This window comes from Knoellia sp. p5-6-4 (genome assembly GCF_029222705.1).
In the GTDB taxonomy this organism is placed as follows: Bacteria; Actinomycetota; Actinomycetes; order Actinomycetales; family Dermatophilaceae; genus Pedococcus_A.
On sequence record NZ_JARGZF010000001.1, the window covers coordinates 1,577,642 to 1,598,480 of the forward strand.

Below are 20,839 nucleotides of genomic sequence, written 5' to 3' on the forward strand. Positions count from 1 at the left end.
CCATGGCCCGACCGTGCCGTTCACCCGGCCCACACGGGCCATGCCGTGACCATCGCCCCGCCGGTTGACCGACCGCAGACACCGACCAAGGGACCGGACTACGGTGGGACAGGTGTCACGCCCCTGCCGTGTCGGTGTCCAGCTGCCCGAGGTCGAGCGCCCGGTCGGCTGGCCGGAGCTCTTCTCGATGGCGCGAACGGCCGAGGCGGCCGGCCTGGACTCGCTGTGGCTCGGCGACCACCTGCTGTACGACCTGCCCGGCGGCATCACTCGTGGGCCCTGGGAGGTGTGGACCTCGCTGGCGGCGATCGCCGCGGTCACCGAGCGCATCGAGCTCGGCCCCCTCGTCGCCTCGGTCGGGTTCCACGAGCCGGCGATGCTGGCCAAGCAGGCCGCCACCGTCGACGGCATCTCCGGGGGCCGGCTCATCCTGGGTCTCGGCGCGGGCTGGAACGAGCGCGAGTACCGCGCCTTCGGCTTCCCCTACGACCACCGGGTGTCGCGCTTCGAGGAGGCCTTCACCATCATCCGCACGCTGCTCCGGGAAGGCCGCATCGACTACCGGGGCACCTACTACGCCGTCGAGGACTGCGTCCTCGACCCGCGTCCGGTCCGGACCGGTGGGCCACCCCTCGTGCTGGGCTCCGTCGGCGAGCGGATGATGCGGATCGGCCTCCCGCACGTCGACGCGTGGAATGTGTGGTGGAGCGACTACGGCAACTCCGCCGACGGCTTCGCCAGCCTGCGCAGCCGAGTCGAGCAGGCTGCGGCAGCAGCGGGCCGCAGAGCCGATGAGGTGGCGGCCACCGCCGCGGTGTTCGTGCAGTTCCCCGGCGGTGGCGGTCGCCTGATGGGAGAGACGTACAACGCCGCCGTGGAGCCGGTGCAGGGGACGCCTGAGGCGATCGCCGACCACGTGCGGGCGATGGCCGCAGCCGGCGCCACCCACCTCCAGCTGGTGCTCGACCCGATCACCGAGGCCTCGATCGAGGTCGTCGGCGAGGCGCTGCGGCTCCTCGGCCAGAGCTGACGCGCGGCCTGCCGCGCTCGTGCCGACGCGGCCGTCGAGGTCACCCATCGAGGGCTCCCCACGTCTCGACGAACAACGACCCCGACGAAAAGCGTGTCGGGGTCGTTGTTCGTTTGGCGGAGGCGGAGGGAGCCGTCGCGCGCTCGTACCTCGCGTGCTCCTCCCAAATCCCCCGTGCCCGATAAACGAAGAACGACCCCGACGAAAAGCGTGTCGGGGTCGTTGTTCGTTTGGCGGAGGCGGAGGGATTTGAACCCTCGATGGGCGGTTAGCCCAAACCGCATTAGCAGTGCGGCGCCATAGACCGGACTAGGCGACGCCTCCACGCCCGCCCCATCGTCGCATGGACTCAGGACCGAGCCCGCACAGGGTATCCGCACCCCGTGCGCCTGAACAAACCCGTCCCGCTGCCACGGCGACCCGGCAGCCGGACCGCGCTCCGCGGCATACCGAAGCGGTCAGCTGCAGATGTCCTGGTCGGCGGTGCGGGCCTTGATCGTGGCGGTCGAGGACGGCGGCGCGGTGGCCGTCACCGTCGGCGACGGGATGGGCGTGTTGCCGATGCGGTTCGGCACCTCGACGACGTTCTTCGAACCCTGCCCCACGCTGACCTCGATGGTCGAGCCGAGCTGGTCGTCGCTGCGGATCTTCGAGCCCGGGAAAGCCGCGGCCACCGTGCGGGCCGACTCCTCCATGCCCTTGCCGTGGCGGATCACCGTGCCCCTGCCCGGCGTGCCGGTGCCGTTGACGAACCCGTCGATCCGGAAGCCCTGCACCTCCAGGGCTCCGGCTGCCTGCCGCGCCAGCCCGGGCACACCCGAGTCGTTGGTGACGCGTACCCGGATCAGGTTGGGGGCCACCGTCAGCGGAGCGGACGTGGTCGGGCTCGGGCTGGGCGTGCTGCCGGGCGGCGGCTTCTGGCCGGGCAGCGGCTTGTCCTCGCGCAGCGACTCCCACAGCAGGTCCGCCGACTCCGCCCACTGGACCCGGTTGGGGTCCTGCGGGTAGTCCTCGATCGGGACCGTCACGAAGCGGATCTGGTCCATGCCGATGCGGGCCACGCTCTCTGCGACGTCACGCATCTTGCCGACCCCGAGGCCCTTGTCCGTCGTCATGGACTGGGTCGCCGCGTCAAGGAACCGGAAGAGGCGGTCGGGCCGCAACAGGAGCGAGGAACTGGTCGCCTCCTGCACCACCGAGGACAGGAACGCCTGCTGCCGGTTGATGCGCCCGATGTCCGACCCGTCGCCGACGGTCTTGCGGACGCGGACGTAGCCGAGGGCCTGCTTGCCGTTGACCTTGGTCTTGCCGGCGGGAAGGGTCAGGAGGCTGTCACGGTCGTTGATCGGCTCCGGGGTGCACACGGTGACGCCCCCGAGGGCGTCGACCATCCGCTCGAAGCCGCGGAAGTCGATGACGACGAAGTGGTCGAGGTAGATGCCGGTCAGCCCCTCGAACGTCTTGATGACGCAGCCCGGGCCGCCCTGGGTGAAGTTGTTGTTCCACTGACGCACCACACCGGTCTCGGGCGACCACTCCTTGTCCGCACAGTTCTGCGGCGCCCTGGTCATGGAGTCCCGGGGGATGGAGACGACGGTGGCAGACTTCCGGTCGGCCGACAGGTGGACGACGAGGTTGGTGTCGGAGCGCGCGCCCGCGACGCCGTACTCCGCGTTGTTGCTGCCGTACTTGGAGTTGCCGGTGCCGGCACGGGTGTCGGAGCCCATCACCAGGATGTTCATCGGGCCGAGCTTGGTCCGGGAGTCCGTGGTCGCCTGCTTCTCGGGCCGCGTGCCCAGGGCATCCCCGAGGTCGAGGCGGTTGATGTTGCCGGTGAGCTTCACGTAGGCGACGACGCTGAGGACGAGCGCGACGGCCAGGCCGGCGGCCACGGCGATCCCGCCTCGACGCAGCCACGGGTGCCGGCGGTCCTTGTGGCGGTCGGAGCGGCGCCTGACCTGCGGGGTCTCCTCGGCGGCGCCACCGTTCCCCGGCGTGCTGGGCTCTGAGCCGGGCGTGGCCTCGCTCACAGGGGAACCTCTCTCATCCAACAGTGCCGTACAGCGCGGGTCGCACCGCGCCCACGGGAGTGTAGACGGCCAGCCTAGGCATGGCCGATTTCACATCGTCCCATGTCGAAGACGCCCGAGAAGGGTCCCGGGTTGCCGCTGCGGCGACAGGGTGCCGGGCCGGCATCCCGACCCGATGTTGTTGTATGTCTCCATGGGGAAACGCACGATAACGACGGTCCTCGTGGGGGCTCTGGTGGTCGCTGCCGCGGCGGGCGGGCTGTGGTGGCGCCACACCGCGCAGGAACAGCAGCGCGACGAGGAGGCTCGCACCGCCGCACAGTCCTTCGCCGCTGCCTGGCAGGGCCGCGCCTTCGACACGGCCCCCCTGCGCTTCGCGGGCACCACCCCGGCGGAGGTGGACGAGGACTTCACGACGACGACCTCCGGGCTCGGCTCCGGTCCGGTCAAGGTCACCGTGGCGGGCGTCGACCGCGACGGGAAGACGGCCGACGCGATGCTCGAGGTCACCTGGACCCTCCCCGGCTCGGTCCCGTGGGCCTACCGCACCCCCGTCAGCGTCGGGGAGACGTCCGACGGCTGGGCGGTGCAGCCCGCGGCGACCGGCTCGTGGTGGCACCCGCAGCTGAAGGCCGGTGACAAGCTGACCGCGACCCGGACCCAGGGCGAGCGCGGCGACCTGCTCGACGCGGCCGGCGAGCCGCTCATGCCGCTGGGCAAGGTCTACCCGGTGCAGCTCGACCCGGCGCGGGCCACCTCAGCCACCGCCGCGGCGCTCGAGGAGCTGGTCGGCGAGCCGAAGGGGTCGCTGGTGAAGAAGCTCGAGGCCGCGAAGCAGTCCGGCAGCAAGGCACCCATCGCGGTGATCACCTACCGCCAGAGCGACTTCGACGACCGGCGGGCCGAGCTCGACGCGCTCACCGGCGTCATCTACCCGGTGCGCGAGCAGCCGCTCGCCCGCACCCGCGGCTTCGGCCAGCCGCTCCTCGGCTCCTACGGTCCGGTCAGCGCCGAGGTCGTGCAGCAGAGCAACGGCCGGTATGCCGCGGGCGACTACGCCGGGCTCAGCGGCCTGCAGGGACAGTACGACTCGGTGCTCGCGGGTACCCCCGGTGTCACCATCACCTCCAGCGCCAACCCCGGCCAACCGCTGTTCGAGAAGGCCACCACTGACGGCGAGGACGTCCAGCTGACGCTCGACCCCGAGGTGCAGGCCGCTGCCGAGGGCGCGCTCGAGGGCACCGGCTCGGTGCCGTCGGCCCTCGTCGCCGTCGACGTGCAGACGGGTGACGTCCTCGCCTCGGCGAACTCCCCCGCGGCCGGCTTCGACCGCGCCATCACCGGGCAGTACCCGCCGGGCTCGACCTTCAAGGTGGCCAGCACCTACGGCCTGCTCTCCCAGGGGGTCGTGGCGCCGACGACCCCGGTGAGCTGCCCCAAGACCTTCGTGGTCGACGGTCTCACGATCCGCAACTACGAGGGCGGTGCCCTCAGCAACCCGACCTTCGGTGAGGACTTCGCGAACTCCTGCAACACCGCGTTCGTCCAGCTCGCGGCCAAGCTGGGCAACGGTGACCTCGCCACCGCGGCAAAGGCGCTCGGCATCGGCGCCGGCTGGGAGAAGGCCCTGGGAGTGGGCGGTGCCTTCGCCGGCAAGATCCCGGAGAACACCGGCGCCACCGACAAGGCTGCCGCGACGATCGGGCAGGGCCGCAACCTCACCTCCCCGCTGTCCCTCGCGGTCATGGCCGGGTCCGTGGCCCGGGGTTCGTTCGTGCCCCCGGCCCTCGTCACCGAGCCGGCCCCTGCCGATGCCTCCCGCGATCCGAAGCCGCTCGACCCGCAGGTGACGAGCCAGCTGCAGGCGCTCATGCGCCGGGTCGTGACCGAGGGCTCGGCGGAGGTGCTCAAGGACGCACCGGGCGGGGTCGTTCGCGGCAAGACCGGCACGGCCGAGTACGGGACGAAGAACCCGCCGGAGACCCACGCCTGGTTCGTCGGCTACCAGGGCGACGTCGCGTTCGCGGTGCTCGTCGAGAAGGGCAAGAGCGGTGGCACCGCCGCTGCCCCCGTCGCCAAGGACTTCCTCACCCGCCTGGCCGCGCGCTGACCCCGACTCCGCAGAGGCTGCTGCCGCAGGGGTATGCAGCAACGTGGGCCTGCGGCAGCAACCGCTGCTAGCAGAAGTTGCTGCAGGGGTCCCGCCGGCGGGTGGGCTGGGTGGGCGGGCATGCGGGAGCTGGGCGCACGGCATACCGGCGGCACACGACGAGGCCCCCACCGGAAGGGAATCCGGTGGGGGCCTCGCTCAAAGACTGTTGGTTGGCAGTCCTGAATCAGATCGGGCGAACGGCGTCAGCCTGCGGGCCCTTCGGACCCTGGGTGACCTCGAACTCCACGCGCTGAGCCTCGTCCAGCGAGCGGTAGCCCGAGGAGTCGATGGCGGAGTAGTGGACGAACACGTCCGGGCCGCCGCCGTCCTGCGCGATGAAGCCAAAGCCCTTCTCAGCGTTGAACCACTTAACGGTTCCCTGTGCCATGGGGTAACTCTTTCCTTCTGTAGCCAATGAAGTCCCACACCTCGTGGAGCTCCCGGCTGCCGCACTGACCCCACCAGCGGGACATGCCCGCCTCAGATGAAAACAGCCCGCTCCGGTGGTGCTGGGGCGGGCACTTCTTCGACCTGCGAGGAACTGCTACTGCAACCGCGACAGACGCTAGCACGCATGCCCGCCCGATCGCCGGTTGAGTCGCGGCGAAGAGGGTAAAGGACTGTTCAGGTCCTTCGGTGCACCTCGTGCGCGGTGGCTGGTCCGAACGGGTGAGTCCGTCTCGGACCTTCATCCAGAACCCCGCTCGCCGGATCGCCGCAGGTCAGCACCCGTGACACGGTGGGCCTCGTGACGTCGCCGCCCGCCCTGGGCAGGCGCCGTGGGCTCTGCGCCTCGGGGGACGCGCAGACGAGCGGGGGCTGGGGCCCAGGAGGCCCCGGCCTCCGTGCGAGTCTCGGCGTCAGGTGCCACGCACGGCGAGCCGGGGCGCCCGGTCGCCCCGGATGACGGCCACCATGTCGAGCACCCGCCGCGTGGCCCGCACGTCGTGCGCGCGGAAGACGGTGGCGCCCAGCCATGCTGCGATGGCCGTCGCCGCAAGGGTGCCCTCGAGCCGTTCGTCGGGCGGCAGGCCGAGCGACTCCCCCACGAAGTCCTTGCGCGACAGCGCCTGCAGGATCGGGTAGCCCAGCCGGGTGAGGTCGGCGGTGTGCCGCAGCACCTCGAGCGAGTGGGCCGTGGTCTTGCCGAAGTCCAGGGTCGGGTCGACGAGGATGCGGTCGGCCGGTATGCCGGCGTGCTCAGCACGGCGCGCCCCCTCGGCAAGGGTGCGGACCACGTCCGTGACGACGCCCCGTGGCTCGGGCGGGTAGGTCACGCCCTGCGGGTCGGTGCGCGGCGGCAGGCCGCCGGTGTGCGAGCACACCACTCCCGCGCCGATCTCCCCGGCGACGGTGACGAGCTCGGGGTCGTGTCCCGCCCAGGTGTCGTTGACCAGGTCGAGACCGAGCCGCCCCGCCTCACGGGCGACCTCCGAGCGCCAGGTGTCCAGGCTGAGGACGAGCTCGGGGTACTCGGTGCGGGCGTGCTCGAGGAAGGGAAGGACGCGGTCCATCTCCTGCTCGGCGCTGACGTGCTCGCCCTCCTGTCCCGCCCGCACCCCACCGACGTCGACGATGTCGGCACCGTCCTCGACGGCCCGGGCCAGGGCAGCCTTCGCGGAGTCGAGGTCGGCGTGCCGGTTGTGCGCGAAGAACGAGTCGCTGGTGCGGTTGACGATCGCCATGACGGCCGGCCGCGAGGCGTCGAAGGCCTGGCCGCGCAGGCGCAGGGGGGGCGTGCGCGGGAGGTCGAGGTCGCGCGGCTCGGGCAGGTCCACGCGGCCATCCTCGCACCGGCGCCGCGGGTGGGCGCTAGGAGTCGAAGCCGAGCCCGACCCGGTCGAGGGTGCGCAGCCACGCGTTGCGCCGTCCCGCGTTCTCGTCGGCCCGGGCGAGCGACCAGCGGGTGAGCTGGATCCCCGCCCAGGCCAGCGGCTCCGGTGGGAAGGGCAGCGGCCGGCGCCTGACCATCTCCAGCCGGGTGCGCTCGGTCGGGGCCCCCTCCAGCAGGTCGAGCATGACGTCGGCCCCGAAGCGGGTGGCTCCCACGCCCAGGCCGGTGTAGCCGAGCGCGTAGGCGACCCGGCCACCCAGGGCCGTGCCGAAGAAGGCGCTGAACCGGGTGCACGTGTCGATCGCCCCGCCCCAGCGGTGGGTGAACGTCAGCCCTTCGAGTTGGGGAAAGGTGTCGAAGAAGTGGCCCGCCAGCGTGTCGAAGGTCTCGGCGCGCTGGTCGTGCCGCGGGTCCACGCGACGGCCGTAGTGGTAGACGGCGTCGTAGCCGCCCCAGAGGATCCGGTTGTCGGCGGTGAGCCGGTAGTAGTGGAACTGGTTGGCGCTGTCGCCGACGCCGGCCCGGCTTCGCCACCCGATGGAGTCCAGCTGCTCGTCGCTGAGCGGCTCGGTCATGAGCACGTAGTCGTAGACCGGCACCGTGTGGAGGCTGACCCGGCGAAGGAGGGAGGGGAAGGCATTGGTGCCCAGGGCGGCCGCTGCGGCCGAGACGACGGCTCCGGTGTGCGTCACGAGTCGCACACCCGCGCCGTGCCGGGACAGGTCGGTCACCCGGGTGCCCTCCGCGATGCGCACACCGAGGGACTCGGCCGCCTCCGCCAGTCCCCAGGCGAGCCGGGCCGGGTCGACGAGCGCGGTGCCGTCGGGGTCGCGCAGGCCGGCGAGGTAGGTGGGAGAGTCGAGCTCGGCCCGCACCGCGTCGCGGTCGAGGAGCTCCCCGCCGCCCTCCGCCGCGGCCTCCCGCAGCCACTCCACCTCGTGCGGGGCCGTCGCCACCGTGAGCTCTCCCGTGCGCCGGAAGTCGCAGTCGATGCGGTAATGCGCGACGGCCTGCTCGATGGCGTCGAGGTTCTCGCGGCCTAGCCGGTCGAGGGTCTCGTACTCCCGCGGCCAGCGGGCACGCCCGTTGGCCTCGCCGTGGGTCAGGCTGGCCGAGCAGAACCCGCCGTTGCGCCCGGAGGCGGCCCACCCGACGCGGCCGCCCTCGAGGAGCAGCACGTCGCGGTCGGGGTTGCGCTCCTTGGCGAGCAGCGCCGTCCACAGGCCGGAGTAGCCGCCGCCCACGACCACGAGGTCCGCCTTGGTCGAGGTCTCCAGCGCCGCTCGCGGAGCCGGGCGCCCTGGCTGCTCGAGCCAGAAGACGCCCGGCTCCGCGTCAGCGAGCGCCGGGTGGCCGGGGTGGCTGGAGACCACCTCAGCTCTCGGTGGTGTGGCGGTCTGCGACTGCGAGCGCCTCGTCGAGGATCGCGATGCCCTCGCGCACCTCGTCGGCCGTCGTGGTGCACGGCGGCACCACGTGGGTGCGGTTGAAGTGGGTGAACGGCCACAGCCCCCGCTCCTTGCAGGCGGCGGCGAACTCGTTCATCGGAGCGGCGTCCGGGCCGGCGGCGTTGAACGGAACGAGCGGCTCGCGGGTGCGCCGGTCGCGCACCAGCTCGAGGGCCCAGAACACACCGAGCCCACGCACCTCGCCCACCGAGGGATGCCGCTCGGCCAGCGCCCGCAGCTCGGGGCCGATGACCTCCTCGCCGAGGGTGCGGGCGTGCTCGATGATGCCCTCCTCGCGGAAGATGCCGATCGACGCGACGGCGGACGCGCAGGCGAGCGGGTGGCCGGAGTACGTCAGGCCCCCGGGGTAGGGCCGCTCCGAGAAGGTGGCCGCGATCGGGTCGGAGATGACGACGCCGCCGAGCGGGACGTAGCCGGAGTTCACGCCCTTGGCGAAGGTGATGAGGTCGGGCGTGACGCCCCAGCGGTCGACGGCGAACCACTCGCCGCAGCGGCCGAAGCCGGCCATGACCTCGTCGGCGATCATGACGATCCCGAACTCGTCGCAGATCTCGCGGACGCCCTGGAGGTAGCCGGGCGGCGGCACGAGGATGCCGTTGGTGCCGACGACGGTCTCCAGGATGATCGCGGCCACCGTCTGCGGTCCCTCGACCATGAGCACGTCGCGCAGGTGCTGGAGGGCGCGCTCGCCCTCCTCCGCCTCGGTCGTCGCGTGGAAGGCCGAGCGGTAGGGGTACGGGCCCCAGTAGCGCACCACACCCGGCATACCGGGCTCCGACGGCCAGCGGCGGGGGTCGCCGGTGAGGGCGATCGCGCCGGCGGTGGCGCCGTGGTAGCTGCGGTAGGCCGCGAGCACCTTGTGCCGCCCGGTGTGCAGGCGGGCCATGCGCAGCGCGTTCTCGTTGGCCTCGGCACCGCCGTTGGTGAAGAACACCATGTTCAGGTCGCCGGGGGCGATCTCGGCGATGAGACGGGCCGCCTCGGAGCGGGCGTCGTTGGCGAACGCCGGGCTGACCGTTGTCATCCGTGCCGCCTGCTCCTGGATGGCGGCGACCAGCTTGGGGTGCTGGTAGCCGATGTTGACGTTGACCAGCTGGCTCGAGAAGTCGAGGTAGCGCTTGCCGGCGTAGTCGGTGAACCAGGAGCCCTCGGCGGAGGCGATGGGCAGCGGGTCGATCAGGCCCTGGGCCGACCAGGAGTGGAAGACGTGGGCGCGGTCGTCGCGGCGGACCTGCTCCTCCGACGCTCCGGCCAGCCCGGTGAGGGTGTCGGTCATGCTCGTCATTGTGCTCCCCCGTCCTAGCGCGTGCGCGGGAAGCCGAGGTCGACCGACGAGGTGGCCGGATCGGGCCAGCGCGAGGTGACGACCTTGCCGCGGGTGTAGAAGTTGATGCCCTCCGGGCCGTACATGTGCGTGTCGCCGAAGAGGGAGTCCTTCCAGCCGCCGAAGGAGTAGTAGGCGACCGGCACGGGGATCGGCACGTTGATGCCGACCATGCCGACCTCCACGTCGAACTGGAACTGGCGGGCGGCGCCGCCGTCGCGGGTGAAGATCGCGGTGCCGTTGGCGTACCGGTTGGCGTTGATGAGCGCGACGCCCTCCTCGTAGGTGTCGACGCGCACGACGCCGAGTACGGGGCCGAAGATCTCGTCGGTGTAGACGGTCATCTCGGGGGTCACGTTGTCGAGCAGCGTGGTGCCCAGGAAGAAGCCGTCCTTCGGCACGTCGCTCTCGCGCCCGTCCACGACGACGGTGGCACCGGCCTGCTCCCCGGCGTCGATGTAGCCGGCCACCTTGTCGCGGTGCTCCCGGGTGATGAGGGGGCCCATGTCCGTGCCGGGCTGCGCGCCGTCGCCGATGGTCAGCTTCGGCAGCCGCACCGCGATCGCGTCGACGAGCGGGTCGGCGACGTCCCCGACGGCGACCGCGACGGAGAGGGCCATGCAGCGCTCGCCGGCCGCGCCGTAGGCGGCGGAGACCACGGCGTCGGCAGCCATGTCGACGTCGGCGTCGGGCAGCACCAGCGCGTGGTTCTTCGCACCACCGAGCGCCTGCACCCGCTTGCCGTGGGCGGTGCCGGTCTCGTAGATGTACTTGGCGATCGGAGTCGAGCCGACGAAGCTCACCGCGGAGATGCCCGGGTGCGTGAGGATCGCATCGACCGCCTCCTTGTCGCCCTGGAGCACGGTGAAGACGCCGTCCGGCAGGCCGGCCTCCTTCCAGAGGCGGGCGAGGAAGAGCGACGCCGAGGGGTCCTTCTCGCTGGGCTTGAGGATGAAGGCGTTGCCGCAGGCGATGGCGTTGGCGCACATCCACAGCGGCACCATCGCGGGGAAGTTGAAGGGGGTGATGCCGGCGACCACGCCGAGCGGCTGGCGGATGTTGTAGACGTCCACGCCGGTGGCAGCCTGCTCGGAGAACCCGCCCTTGAGCAGCTGGGGGACGCCGGTCGCGAACTCGACGTTCTCCAGGCCTCGGGCGATCTCCCCGGCGGCGTCGGAGAGCACCTTGCCGTGCTCGGCGGTGATGATCGCGGCCAGCTCGTCGGAGCGGGCGTGCAGCAGCTCGCGGAAGGCGAAGAGCACGGCCGAGCGCCTCGACAGCGACGAGGTGCGCCACTCGCGCGCGGCGGCGGCGGCCTTCGCGACGACCGCGTCGACCTCGGCAGCACTCGCGAGGTCGACCTCGGCGGTCTGCTGACCGGTGGCGGGGTTGAAGACGGGGGCGGTGCGGCCGGAGGTGCCGGTGCTCTCGCTGCCGTCGATCCAGTGGGAGATGCGGGTGGTCGTGCCAGTCATGCAACCGACCGTACGTCCCAACCGCTGGTGGCACAATATGTCGTTTGCTATGTTACAAAGCGTGAAGGCTGTCCTCTCCGCCATCGAGCAGCACCTCGACGAGCCCAGCGCCCGAGGTCTCGCGCAGGCGGTCGCCACCCTGATCCGCGAGGGTGCGCTCCAGCCGGGCGACCGGCTCCCCCCGATCCGCACGGTGGCGTCCGAGCTCGCGCTGTCGCCGACCACCGTCAGCTCGGCCTGGAGCCGGCTCGCCCGCGCCGGAGCCGTGCGCACCGACGGCCGGCGCGGCACCACGGTCGCCGACCACTCCACCCCGGGTGCCAGCCGCTACCAGCAGGCCCTCGAACGCCCAGCCACCTTCGCCCGTGACCTCTCCACCGGGGTGCCCGACGCCGCCCTGCTGCCCAGCCTCACGCGCGCGCTCGCCTCGCTCACGACCGCGGGCACACCGGGAAGCTACCTCGACGAACCGGTGCTGCCCGAGCTCGCCGAGGTGCTCATGGCCCATTGGCCGTATGCCGTGGAGCGCCTCGCCGTCGTCGACGGCGCCATGGACGGCCTGGAGCTGGTGGCCCGCACCGCGTTGCGGTTCGGTGACCGCGTCGTGGTCGAGCACCCATGCTTCCCGCCGCTGGTCGACATGCTGGAGTCGGTCGGCGTCCAGCTCGTGCCCGTGCCCGTCGACGACGAGGGCCTCTCGCCCGACGGGCTGCGCGAGGCCCTCGCCCCGCCGGTGGCCGCGGTCTTCCTCCAGCCCCGGGCGCAGAACCCGACCGGCGTGACGATGACCGAGCGGCGGGCCCGCCAGCTGGTCGACCTGCTCGACCGCACGAGCGCCCTGGTGGTCGAGGACGACTCTGCCGGCGCGACGGTCAGCGGAGACACGGTGAGCCTCGGTCGCTGGCGACCGGGCCACACGGCATACATCAGGTCGTTCTCCAAGTCCCACGGCCCGGACCTGCGGCTCGCGGCGCTCAGCGCGCCGCCCGACCTCCTGCGCGCGCTGGAGGCGCGCCGGCAGGTGGGCCAGGGCTGGAGCAGCCGCCTGCTGCAGCGCATCCTGCTGAGCCTGCTCACCGACGAGGTCGCCCTCGAGGAGGTGGAGCGCGCCGCCGACGAGTACGCCCGGCGACGGGCGCTGGTCGTCGCCGCACTGGCACGGCACGGCGTGGAGGTCGGGGGCACCGAGGGCATCAACATCTGGGTGCCGGTGCACGACGAGACCGCGGCGGTGGTGCGGCTGGCGAGCGCCGGGATCGGGGTGACACCCGGGTCGCCCTTCACGCTGCTGCCCGGTGACGGCGACCACGTCCGCGTGACGGTGGGGCTGGTGCGCGACGGCCACGACGAGATCGCCGAGGCCATCGCGGCCGCCGCCCGCACCTCCGGCTGGCGCCCGAACGCCCGCTAGGGACGGCGCCGGAACCACCCCGGACAGCACGAAGGCCGGAGAGCAGGGGGTGCCCCGGCCTTCGTACCGCCGCCGTGAGGCGGACGCTTCTGGTTATCCCCGCCGACGGTACGCGGTCACGGCTGGAGGGGGGATCGGGCAAAGCGCGTACTCACCTCGCCGCCTCGTGCCACGCTGTCAGGGAGCCCGGCCGGAGCGCGCAAGCCGGGACCTGAGCGTAGAGCCGTGGCAGGAGAAGGCCGGTTGTCCTAGGACCTCTGGCCCTCCCCCGCTGCGGGAGAGCGACCTTCACTGAGAGTGGCAGTTGTGGCCCCTGACGGAGGTGTTGACCATGAAGGCGCAGAAGGGTGATCGCATCGTTCTCGCGGGCGAGCAGGTGGACCGGCCAACCCGTGACGGCGAGATCCTCGAGGTACGCGGAAAGGACGGAGCGCCGCCCTACCTCGTGCGGTGGAGCGACGGGCACACCGGGCTGCTCTACCCCGGTCCCGGATCAGTGCTGCGAATCGGCGCGGGCCATGGCGAGGGCGAGGCGGCCCCGACCCCCGAGGCACCACACAAGCCCGTGAAGGAGTGGCAGGTCCGCGTGTCGATCTTCGAGTCCGCAGACGACACCACCGCCAAGGTCGTGCTGGTCGCCGACTCCCCGGAGACGCTGACCGCGAGCGGCGAGAGCCACCGCAGCGAGGACGACACGCCAGCCACCCGGATCGGCGACGAGGTGGCCGTGGCCCGGGCGCTGCGGCACCTGGCCGACGAGCTGCTGGACACGGCGACCCACGACATCGAGGCCGCGACCGGCGAGACGGACGTCTTCGTGCGGCCGCGGTAGCGCACCGCCTCATGCCGGCGGCCGGGAGCCCCGGGCTCCCTGCCGCCGCGGCGAGCAGACGAACGCGCGGCTCAGCGCACGGGCGGTTGGCACCGGGACCGGCGCGGACAGGGGGATCGATGACAACGCTGCAGGCGCCTGAGGAGCGTCGAGCCTCCTCCCACCGTGCCCACCACCCCCGCCGCCATGGGCACCGGTCCGTGAGGTGGGTGCTCTGGCTGGTGGCGCTGTGCGTCGTGCTCGTCGCGGCGGTCCACGTGGGCGGGGGCCTGTACTTCGCCACTCGCATCGAGGCCGGGGCACTGGCCTCGGACCCGGGTCGGCCGATGCCCGCGTTCGACGACGCGCGGGTGGTCACGGTGAGCGGATCGCGGGTCCAGCTGCGCAGGGGGGTCGACGCCGGTCCGAGCTTCGACGCCCCGGCCACCTACGGCCTGGCCTGGGAGGGCGGCACCGGCATGGTCGGCCCGGCGACGCGCAACCCCGACGGCACGGTGACGCGCCCGCTGAAGGTGCTGCAGGGCACCGCGCCCTTCCCCCGTCAGGGTGCCGCCCTCGACCGGGCCGTGTGGATGGGCGACCCGCCACAGGCCTTCCCCCTGGCGAAGATGGACGTCTCCGTGGCGGGCCTGCCCGCCTGGTACTTCCCGGCCGGGCCCGGCGCGGTCGGCACGGTTGCCATCTTCGTGCACGGCCAGAACGGCACCCGCAACGACGCACTGCGCTTCGCCACCGCAGCCGTTCCCGCCGGAACCCCGGTCCTCGCCATCACCTACCGGAACGACCTCGGCGCACCCAAGGACCCCTCGGGGCGCCTCCAGCACGGCCGCACGGAGTGGCGCGACCTCGAGTCCGCCGTCGACTGGGCCCTGCAGCAGGGTGCCCGGCACGTCGTGCTGGTCGGGCAGTCGATGGGCGGGGCCATCGTGGCGTCCTTCCTGGAGAGGTCCACCCGGCGCCACGTCGTCTCGGGCATCATCCTCGAGGCACCGATGCTGTCCCTGGGGTCGGTCGTGGAGCACGGGGCGCAGGACGCCCTTCCCGGCGGTCGGGCCGTCCCCACCTCGGTGCTCTGGACCGCCCAGCAGATCGCCGCGCGGAGCTACGACCTCGACTGGAAGGCCGTCGACTACCTCGACGACACCGACTGGCTGCGCATCCGCACCCTCCTCATCCAGGGCGCCGACGACCCCGTCGTGCCCCTGTCGCTCGCGCAACGGCTGCACGGGTCCAAGCCGCAGCTGGTGAGCCTCGAGGTGTTCCCGGGCGCGCAGCACCTCGAGTCGTGGAACGCGGATGCGAAACGCTACGCCTCCGTTGTCCGCGAGTACCTCACGCTGGCGACCCCGAAGCCGGGCAGCTGAGGTGAGCAGAGCCGCCCGCCTGCCTCATGTCCCTCAGGCAGGCTGGGTGGCTCGTCTGGCGGCGCGCAGTCGCGGCAACGGGACCAGGACGTAGAGCAGCGCGGCGACGGCGCCGAGCCCGAGCAGCGCGCCGAAGCCCACCACGAACACCCACACGACCTGCTGCTGGTCGGCGATGTCCCACTGCTGCCGCGGCCGGCGGAGCGCGTCGACGAAGGCCCAGACGGTGAACGCCGTCAGCGCCAGCGCCACGATGAAGCCGGCCAGGATGAACAGCCCACCGATGGCGGCAATGCCAGAGTCCACATCTCCCCCTCGTTCACGAATGCCCGCCGAGACTACCGGGGGCCACCCCGACGGGAACGCGCATTTGCGGCCGGGCCACGATGCAGTCGGCCCCAGGGGGGCCGCTTCGCGGCGAGCGGAGGGCGTGGGAGCCGTCGCTCCTTCGTCGCTCCTCCCGAATCCCGCATGCTCAATGTGCACGGACCGCACGCCCCTCGTTCCTCGGGGCGTCCGAACCGCGCACGCGGAGGGCGTGGGATTCGAACCCACGATGACGTTGCCGCCATAGCGGTTTTCAAGACCGCCGCACTAGGCCACTATGCGAGCCCTCCTGGATGGCGGCCATTGTGCCCCATGTGTCGCCGACAGCCGCGTCGGCCTCGCGCCCACCGCCGGCGAGGTGCGCCCCGATCATCCGTCAGGGGTGATCTGCGCCCGCGCGGACTCACGTAGGTTCACAGGCAGAGCGTCCCAGCGCCACCACTCCGGGGGCCCCATGAGCACCGAGCCAGCCACGGGTACCGCAGCCCAGGAGGACGCGGGCAGCCGCCGACTGAGCCTGCTGCTGGCCATGGCGATGTTCGTCCTCGTCGTCGACACGTCGCTGATGAACGTGTCGATCTCCGCGGTCATCGAGGACCTGGACACCACCGCGAGCGGGGTCCAGTCCGCCATCGCGCTCGAGGCACTGGTCTCCGCGGCCTTCATCCTCATCAGCAGCAAGCTGGGCGACCTGATGGGCCGGAAGCGGGCCTACGTGCTGGGGCTGCTCGCCTACGCCGTCGGCGCGCTCGCCATGACCCTCGCGCAAGGCCTGACCGCCATCATCGTGTTCTGGGCGGTGATCGGCGGACTCGGCGCGTCGCTGCTGCTCCCGGCCATGCAGTCCCTCATCCACGGCAACTTCAGCGGTCCGGCACAGAAGAAGGCGTATGCCCTCGTCGGTGCGTCGGCAGCGATCGCCGCCGCGTTCGGCCCGCTGCTCGGCGGCTTCGTGACGACCTACCTGTCGTGGCGGGTGGGGTTCGCGCTGGAGGTCGTCATCATCCTGCTCGTCCTGAGCCAGATCCGGTTGGTCCGCGACGTCGCCTACACCGGCCCCCGCAAGATCGACGTGGTCGGCGCCCTGCTGTCGGTCGTCGGCATGGGCGGGGTGGTGCTCGGCATCCTCGTCTGGCAGGAGGGCGGCGAGTTCGTCGGGCTGCTGATGGGCGTGGGCGCCGTGGCACTGGCCGTGCTCGCCCGCTGGCTCATCCGTCGGAAGCGCGCGCAGCAGGTGGCACTGCTCGACCCAGACCTGTTCCGGCACGCGAACTTCACCGCGGGGATCTCCGGCCAGCTGCTCCAGCAGGTCGCCCTCGGCGGCGCCATGATCGCGCTGCCGCTCTTCTTCCAGATGACGCTGGAGTACAGCGCGATGCTGGCCGGGCTCTCGCTGGCGCCCCTGTCGCTGACGATGTTCGCAGCAGCGTTGGTGGCGGGCCGGAAGGCGGGCGACAGGCGCCCGGCCGCGGTCATCCGGGCCGGCTTCCTCCTGGTGAGCGTGGGGGTGCTGCTCATCATCCCGCTGGTCCCACGGGTGGACAGCGGCTGGTGGCTGGTGATCCCGTTGATGGTCGCCGGCTGCGGCCTGGGCCTGCTGGTGTCCCAGCTCAACAACTACACGCTGGCCCCGGTGACGGAGGAGCGGGTCAGCGAGGCCGCCGGGGTGAACTCGGCCGCCGGGTCCTTCGGGCTCTCCTTCGGTCTCGCCATGGCCGGCGGGCTGATGCTCGCCGCGCTGTCGGTCAGCTTCACCGCCAGGACCGAGAGCAGCTCGGTCATCCCGCCGGCGCAGCAGGCGCAGATCGCCGCCGCGCTCGACGAGAACGCCCAGGTGATGAGCAACACCGCGCTCGACCAGCGGATCACCGGGCAGCCACCGCCGGTGGAGGAGGAGGTCCTGGCGATCAACGACGACGCGCGGAACCTCTCGCTCCAGGTCGCCCTTGCCGTGCCCCTGCTCGCCGGCCTGCTCGGGCTCGCCAACTCGTTCCGCATGATGCGCCTGCCCGACCTGAAGCCGGCGGCCCCCATCGAAGGGGTGGACCTCGGGTGAGCGCCGGCCCCGCGGGCCGCGGCACACCTCACCACCGTCCCGCGGCACCGCGCCCTGCGGCCAACGGCTGACCAGCCGACCGGCCGAGGCCGACCATCGGCAGAGTGGCCCTGTTGTCAGGCGAAAGCGGCACGCCCGCACCACCCCCGCCCCTACCCTGACGCCGCCGGCTCGACCCGGCAGGCACAACAGGGGGAAAGACGTGCAACGCCGCAGAGGGCTCCTCACCGTCGTCGTCGCGGCGGTGCTCACCGGTGCCGGTGCGCTCGGCGTGCCTGCGCCGACCCACGCCGCCTGGCAGGACAACGTCCGCACGGTCTCACCCGACCGCACCTGGCAGACCGCCCGCGGCCGGGGGGTGTGGATGTACGGCGACTCCATCACCGCCTCCGACGCCCCGGAGCTGGCGGGGCTGCTGCGCGCCCGCAGCCTGGTGCTCGCGTGGGACGCCACACCTGGCATCCCCACCGAGCCGGCCGTGGACCGGCTCGTCGAGCGGCTCCACCACTCCCGCCCGCCTGTCCGGCTCGTCCTGGCGCTGGGCACCAACGACAGCGACGCCCGGCTCGTCGGCGCCCAGGTCGCGCGGGTGATGGACGCCGTGCCCAGCAGCACCCGCGTCTACTGGGTGAACGTCTGGAAGCAGCGCTGGCTGGTGACCGGGGCCGATCGCGACCGGCGCACGGCCGCGGCGGTGAACGCCACGCTGGCGCAGGCCGACCGGCGCCACACCAACCTCGCCGTGGTCGACTGGTGGACCACCGCGGAGGCCGATCCGCGCCGCTACCTCAGCGACGGCATACACACCCTCCCGGCCGGCCGCGCGGCCCGCAACACCCTGATCGCCGCGGCGCTCTCGCGGTAGCGCGAGTCCGCTCGACGCCGCCCCCCGCGCGCGGTTGAATTCAGCCCCGACAAGTCGCCGTGGAGGCAGCAGTGGACGACTACACCCGCGAGCACGAGAGCGAGGCGGAGAAGCTCGACCGCAACTGGAACGAGCTGCTGCAGGAGCTGCGCGTGTCGCAGACGGGGGTGCAGGTGCTCACCGGCTTCCTGCTCACACTGCCGCTGCAGCCGACCTTCGCCGACATCAGCACCCTCGAGCGCAACCTCTATGTGGCGGCCATCAGCCTGAGCATCCTGGCCACCGGGCTCCTCGTCGCCCCGGTCAGCATGCACCGGGTGCTCTTCCGCAAGCGCCGCAAGGAGTCACTCGTCGAGGCGGGCAGCTGGGTCGCCAAGGCGGGTCTGGTCGCCTTGGCGCTCGCGAGCGCCACCGTCGCCGCCTTCGTCTTCAGCCTGGTCTTCACGGAGTCGGTCGGCATCTGGGTCGGCCTCGGGACCCTGACCATCTTCACCCTCGCCTGGCTCGTGCTCCCCTTGGCCATGCGGGTGCCCGACCGCGACTGACGGCGCGAGCGCCGGTCACTGGACGCGCGGTCTGCCGCGCCGTCTGTTGTGATGGAGGGAGGAGCACCAACGACAGGGAGTTGATTCGCCATGATGGGAAAGGTGTCCTTCGTCCTCGGCGCCGCCGCCGGCTACATCCTCGGCGCGAAGGCCGGGCAGAAGCGCTACGAGCAGATCAAGGGACGGGCCACCGAGCTGTGGTCCAGCGACTCGGTCCAGGCCAAGGTCGAGACAGCCAGGCAGACCGTGATGGACCAGGCCCCCGTGGTGGCCGACAAGATCGGCGGAGTGGCCAAGAGCGCCACGTCTGCGGTGAGGGAGAAGGTGAGCGGCGAGGACCTGCCCCCCACCCTGCACCGGGGCACCGACGGCCACCTGCACGCCGACACCACCGGCTTCGGCCCGGGTCCGGGCAAGCTGCCCTGACCTTCCCTGCACGACGCGAGGCACGGCATACCGCTGGGTATGCCGTGCCTCGCGTCGTGCAGGTCCGCTCAGATCCAGATGGCCGGGTCCTTGAACAGCGCCTCGTAGGGGTCTTCCTTCCCCTTCGGGAAGCGCACGACGGCCGGCACTCCGGTCGCGATGGCCCCCGCGGGGATGTCCTTGACCACCACCGAGTTCGCGCCGATCTGCACGTCGTCGCCGATGTAGACCGGGCCGAGGATGCGGGCGCCGGCTCCGATCGTCACGCGGCTGCCGACCGTGGGGTGGCGCTTCTCGCGCCGCAACGAGCGGCCGCCGAGGGTCACGCCGTGGTAGATCATCACGTCGTCGCCCACCTCGGCCGTCTCGCCGATCACGACGCCCATGCCGTGGTCGATGAAGAACCGGCGGCCGATGACCGCGCCCGGGTGGATCTCGACGCCGGTGAGCGACCGCGACAGCTGCGACATCAGCCGAGCGACGACCTTCAGGCCCGGGCGCTGCCACAGCTGGTGGGCGAGCCGGTGCGCCCAGATGGCGTGCAGGCCGGGCGAGGCCAGCGCCATCTCGAGGCGGGAGGTGGTGGCGGGGTCGCGGTCGAGGGCCGCGTCGAGGTCCTCGCGCGCGGTGGCGAGCAGGCTGCGGAGCAGCGTCACGGTGGGGTCCGTCCGGTTGTCGGTCAGTCGAGCAGGTCGGAGAAGAGGATGGTCGACAGGTAGCGCTCGCCGAACGAGGGGATCACCACGACGATCGTCTTCCCGGCGTTCTCCGGGCGCGTGGCCACCTGGTTGGCTGCGGCGAGGGCGGCGCCCGAGGAGATGCCCACGAGCAGACCCTCCTCCTTGGCCGCGCGGCGGGCCCACTCGACCGCGGTGTCGGCGTTGATGTCGATGACCTCGTCGTAGACGTCACGGTCGAGGATCTCGGGGATGAAGTTGGCGCCGATGCCCTGGATCTTGTGCGGGCCCGGCTGGCCGCCGGTGAGGATGGCCGACTCCTCGGGCTCGACGGCGACGATCTGCACGCCGGGCTTGCGCTCCTTGAGCACCTGGCCGACGCCGGTGATGGTGCCCCCGGTGCCGATGCCCGCCACGACGATGTCGACCTGGCCGTCGGTGTCCTTCCAGATCTCCTCGGCCGTCGTCTCGCGGTGGATCGCGGGGTTGGCCTCGTTGGCGAACTGGCGCGCGAGGACGCCCCCGCGCTCGGCCGCGATCTCGTTGGCCTTCTCGACGGCGCCCTTCATGCCCAGCGCACCCTCGGTGAGGACCAGCTCGGCGCCGTAGGCGCGCAGCAGCGCCCGGCGCTCCTTGGACATCGTCTCGGGCATGGTGAGCACGACCTGGTAGCCACGGGCGGCGCCGACCATGGCCAGCGCGATGCCGGTGTTGCCCGAGGTGGCCTCGACGATCGTGCCGCCCGGCTTGAGCTCGCCGGAGCGCTCCGCGGCGTCGACGATCGAGACACCGATGCGGTCCTTGACCGAGGAGGCCGGGTTGTAGAACTCCAGCTTGGCCGCCACCGTGGCGTCGCTGTCGATCAGGCGGTTGATCCGCACCAGCGGGGTGTTGCCGATGAGCTTCGTGACGTCGTCGTAGATGGGCACTGCGCAATCCGCCTTTGTCTGATGTCGGGTCCGGGCACGAACACTTTTGGGTTCAACAAACACTGTCTTATGAATGTTCCAACGAACAGTTAT

The 20,839-nt window shown here is 71.9% G+C and carries 18 protein-coding genes and 2 tRNA genes; 9 read left to right on the plus strand and 11 right to left on the minus strand.

The features are described from left to right. Positions 1-112: 112 nt before the first annotated feature. Positions 113-1,030, plus strand: a complete 918-nt coding sequence (locus P2F65_RS07665; RefSeq protein ID WP_275805715.1) for an LLM class flavin-dependent oxidoreductase — start codon at positions 113-115, stop codon at positions 1,028-1,030. Positions 1,031-1,261: 231 nt separating this feature from the next. Here P2F65_RS07665 and P2F65_RS07670 read toward each other — a convergent pair. Both P2F65_RS07670 and P2F65_RS07675 read right to left on the minus strand, forming a co-directional pair. Then, positions 1,262-1,354: transfer RNA gene (locus tag P2F65_RS07670), tRNA-Ser, on the minus strand. A 134-nt stretch (positions 1,355-1,488) separates the two neighbouring features. After that, entirely contained in the window at positions 1,489-3,060 is a 1,572-nt protein-coding gene (locus tag P2F65_RS07675) for an LCP family protein (RefSeq protein WP_275805718.1), read from the minus strand. A 193-nt stretch (positions 3,061-3,253) separates the two neighbouring features. Here P2F65_RS07675 and P2F65_RS07680 point away from each other — a divergent pair, with 193 nt between their 5' ends. Further along, positions 3,254-5,170: a penicillin-binding transpeptidase domain-containing protein gene (locus P2F65_RS07680; protein WP_275805720.1), complete on the plus strand. Its 1,917-nt coding sequence runs from the start codon at positions 3,254-3,256 to the stop codon at positions 5,168-5,170. A 226-nt stretch (positions 5,171-5,396) separates the two neighbouring features. Here P2F65_RS07680 and P2F65_RS07685 read toward each other — a convergent pair whose 3' ends face one another. The 5 genes from P2F65_RS07685 to P2F65_RS07705 all read right to left on the minus strand — a co-directional run bounded on the left by P2F65_RS07685 (position 5,397) and on the right by P2F65_RS07705 (position 11,314). Then, positions 5,397-5,600, minus strand: a complete 204-nt coding sequence (locus P2F65_RS07685) for a cold-shock protein (protein WP_056915917.1) — start codon at positions 5,598-5,600, stop codon at positions 5,397-5,399. Between the two features lie 472 nt (positions 5,601-6,072). Further along, positions 6,073-6,990 carry a dihydropteroate synthase gene (gene folP / locus P2F65_RS07690; RefSeq protein WP_275805727.1) on the minus strand — a complete coding sequence of 306 codons (918 nt, stop codon included), beginning with the start codon at positions 6,988-6,990 and terminating at the stop codon, positions 6,073-6,075. A 34-nt stretch (positions 6,991-7,024) separates the two neighbouring features. Next, positions 7,025-8,419, minus strand: a complete 1,395-nt coding sequence (locus P2F65_RS07695) for an FAD-dependent oxidoreductase (RefSeq protein ID WP_275805729.1) — start codon at positions 8,417-8,419, stop codon at positions 7,025-7,027. 1 nt (position 8,420) lies between these two features. Then, complete coding sequence (locus P2F65_RS07700) at positions 8,421-9,791, minus strand: aspartate aminotransferase family protein (protein WP_275805730.1); 1,371 nt, start codon at positions 9,789-9,791, stop codon at positions 8,421-8,423. 23 nt (positions 9,792-9,814) lie between these two features. After that, positions 9,815-11,314, minus strand: a complete 1,500-nt coding sequence (locus P2F65_RS07705; protein WP_275805732.1) for a CoA-acylating methylmalonate-semialdehyde dehydrogenase — start codon at positions 11,312-11,314, stop codon at positions 9,815-9,817. Positions 11,315-11,375: 61 nt separating this feature from the next. Between P2F65_RS07705 and P2F65_RS07710 the strand changes: the two genes are divergently transcribed. The 3 genes from P2F65_RS07710 to P2F65_RS07725 all read left to right on the plus strand — a co-directional run bounded on the left by P2F65_RS07710 (position 11,376) and on the right by P2F65_RS07725 (position 14,921). Further along, positions 11,376-12,725: an aminotransferase class I/II-fold pyridoxal phosphate-dependent enzyme gene (locus P2F65_RS07710; protein WP_275805734.1), complete on the plus strand. Its 1,350-nt coding sequence runs from the start codon at positions 11,376-11,378 to the stop codon at positions 12,723-12,725. A gap of 331 nt (positions 12,726-13,056) precedes the next feature. Further along, the gene (locus P2F65_RS18465) at positions 13,057-13,557 is read left to right on the plus strand and encodes a DUF1918 domain-containing protein (RefSeq protein WP_345803680.1); all 501 of its coding nucleotides are present in this window, start codon (positions 13,057-13,059) and stop codon (positions 13,555-13,557) included. 200 nt (positions 13,558-13,757) lie between these two features. Further along, on the plus strand, positions 13,758-14,921 hold the full coding sequence (locus P2F65_RS07725) for an alpha/beta fold hydrolase (protein ID WP_275805736.1): 1,164 nt from the start codon (positions 13,758-13,760) through the stop codon (positions 14,919-14,921). Positions 14,922-14,954: 33 nt separating this feature from the next. Here the strand turns inward: P2F65_RS07725 and P2F65_RS07730 are convergent, their stop codons facing one another. Together P2F65_RS07730 and P2F65_RS07735 are read right to left on the minus strand one after the other, a co-directional pair. Continuing rightward, on the minus strand, positions 14,955-15,227 hold the full coding sequence (locus P2F65_RS07730) for a hypothetical protein (RefSeq protein ID WP_275805738.1): 273 nt from the start codon (positions 15,225-15,227) through the stop codon (positions 14,955-14,957). A gap of 224 nt (positions 15,228-15,451) precedes the next feature. Further along, a tRNA-Ser gene (locus tag P2F65_RS07735) sits at positions 15,452-15,538 on the minus strand. A gap of 164 nt (positions 15,539-15,702) precedes the next feature. Here P2F65_RS07735 and P2F65_RS07740 point away from each other — a divergent pair. From P2F65_RS07740 to P2F65_RS07755, 4 genes are all read left to right on the plus strand, one after another. Beyond that, positions 15,703-17,304 carry an MFS transporter gene (locus tag P2F65_RS07740; protein ID WP_275805740.1) on the plus strand — a complete coding sequence of 534 codons (1,602 nt, stop codon included), beginning with the start codon at positions 15,703-15,705 and terminating at the stop codon, positions 17,302-17,304. Positions 17,305-17,506: 202 nt separating this feature from the next. After that, on the plus strand, positions 17,507-18,169 hold the full coding sequence (locus P2F65_RS07745) for a hypothetical protein (RefSeq protein WP_275805742.1): 663 nt from the start codon (positions 17,507-17,509) through the stop codon (positions 18,167-18,169). Between the two features lie 59 nt (positions 18,170-18,228). Further along, positions 18,229-18,714, plus strand: coding sequence for a DUF6328 family protein (locus tag P2F65_RS07750; RefSeq protein WP_275805743.1), 486 nt, complete (start codon positions 18,229-18,231; stop codon positions 18,712-18,714). Between the two features lie 102 nt (positions 18,715-18,816). Continuing rightward, positions 18,817-19,140 (plus strand): YtxH domain-containing protein, encoded by a 324-nt coding sequence (locus P2F65_RS07755; protein WP_275805745.1) that lies wholly within the window; start codon positions 18,817-18,819, stop codon positions 19,138-19,140. A gap of 68 nt (positions 19,141-19,208) precedes the next feature. Here P2F65_RS07755 and cysE read toward each other — a convergent pair whose 3' ends face one another. Beyond that, complete coding sequence (gene cysE, locus P2F65_RS07760) at positions 19,209-19,796, minus strand: serine O-acetyltransferase (protein ID WP_275805746.1); 588 nt, start codon at positions 19,794-19,796, stop codon at positions 19,209-19,211. A gap of 23 nt (positions 19,797-19,819) precedes the next feature. Then, the gene (gene cysK, locus P2F65_RS07765; protein ID WP_275805747.1) at positions 19,820-20,746 is read right to left on the minus strand and encodes a cysteine synthase A; all 927 of its coding nucleotides are present in this window, start codon (positions 20,744-20,746) and stop codon (positions 19,820-19,822) included. Positions 20,747-20,839 lie beyond the last annotated feature (93 nt).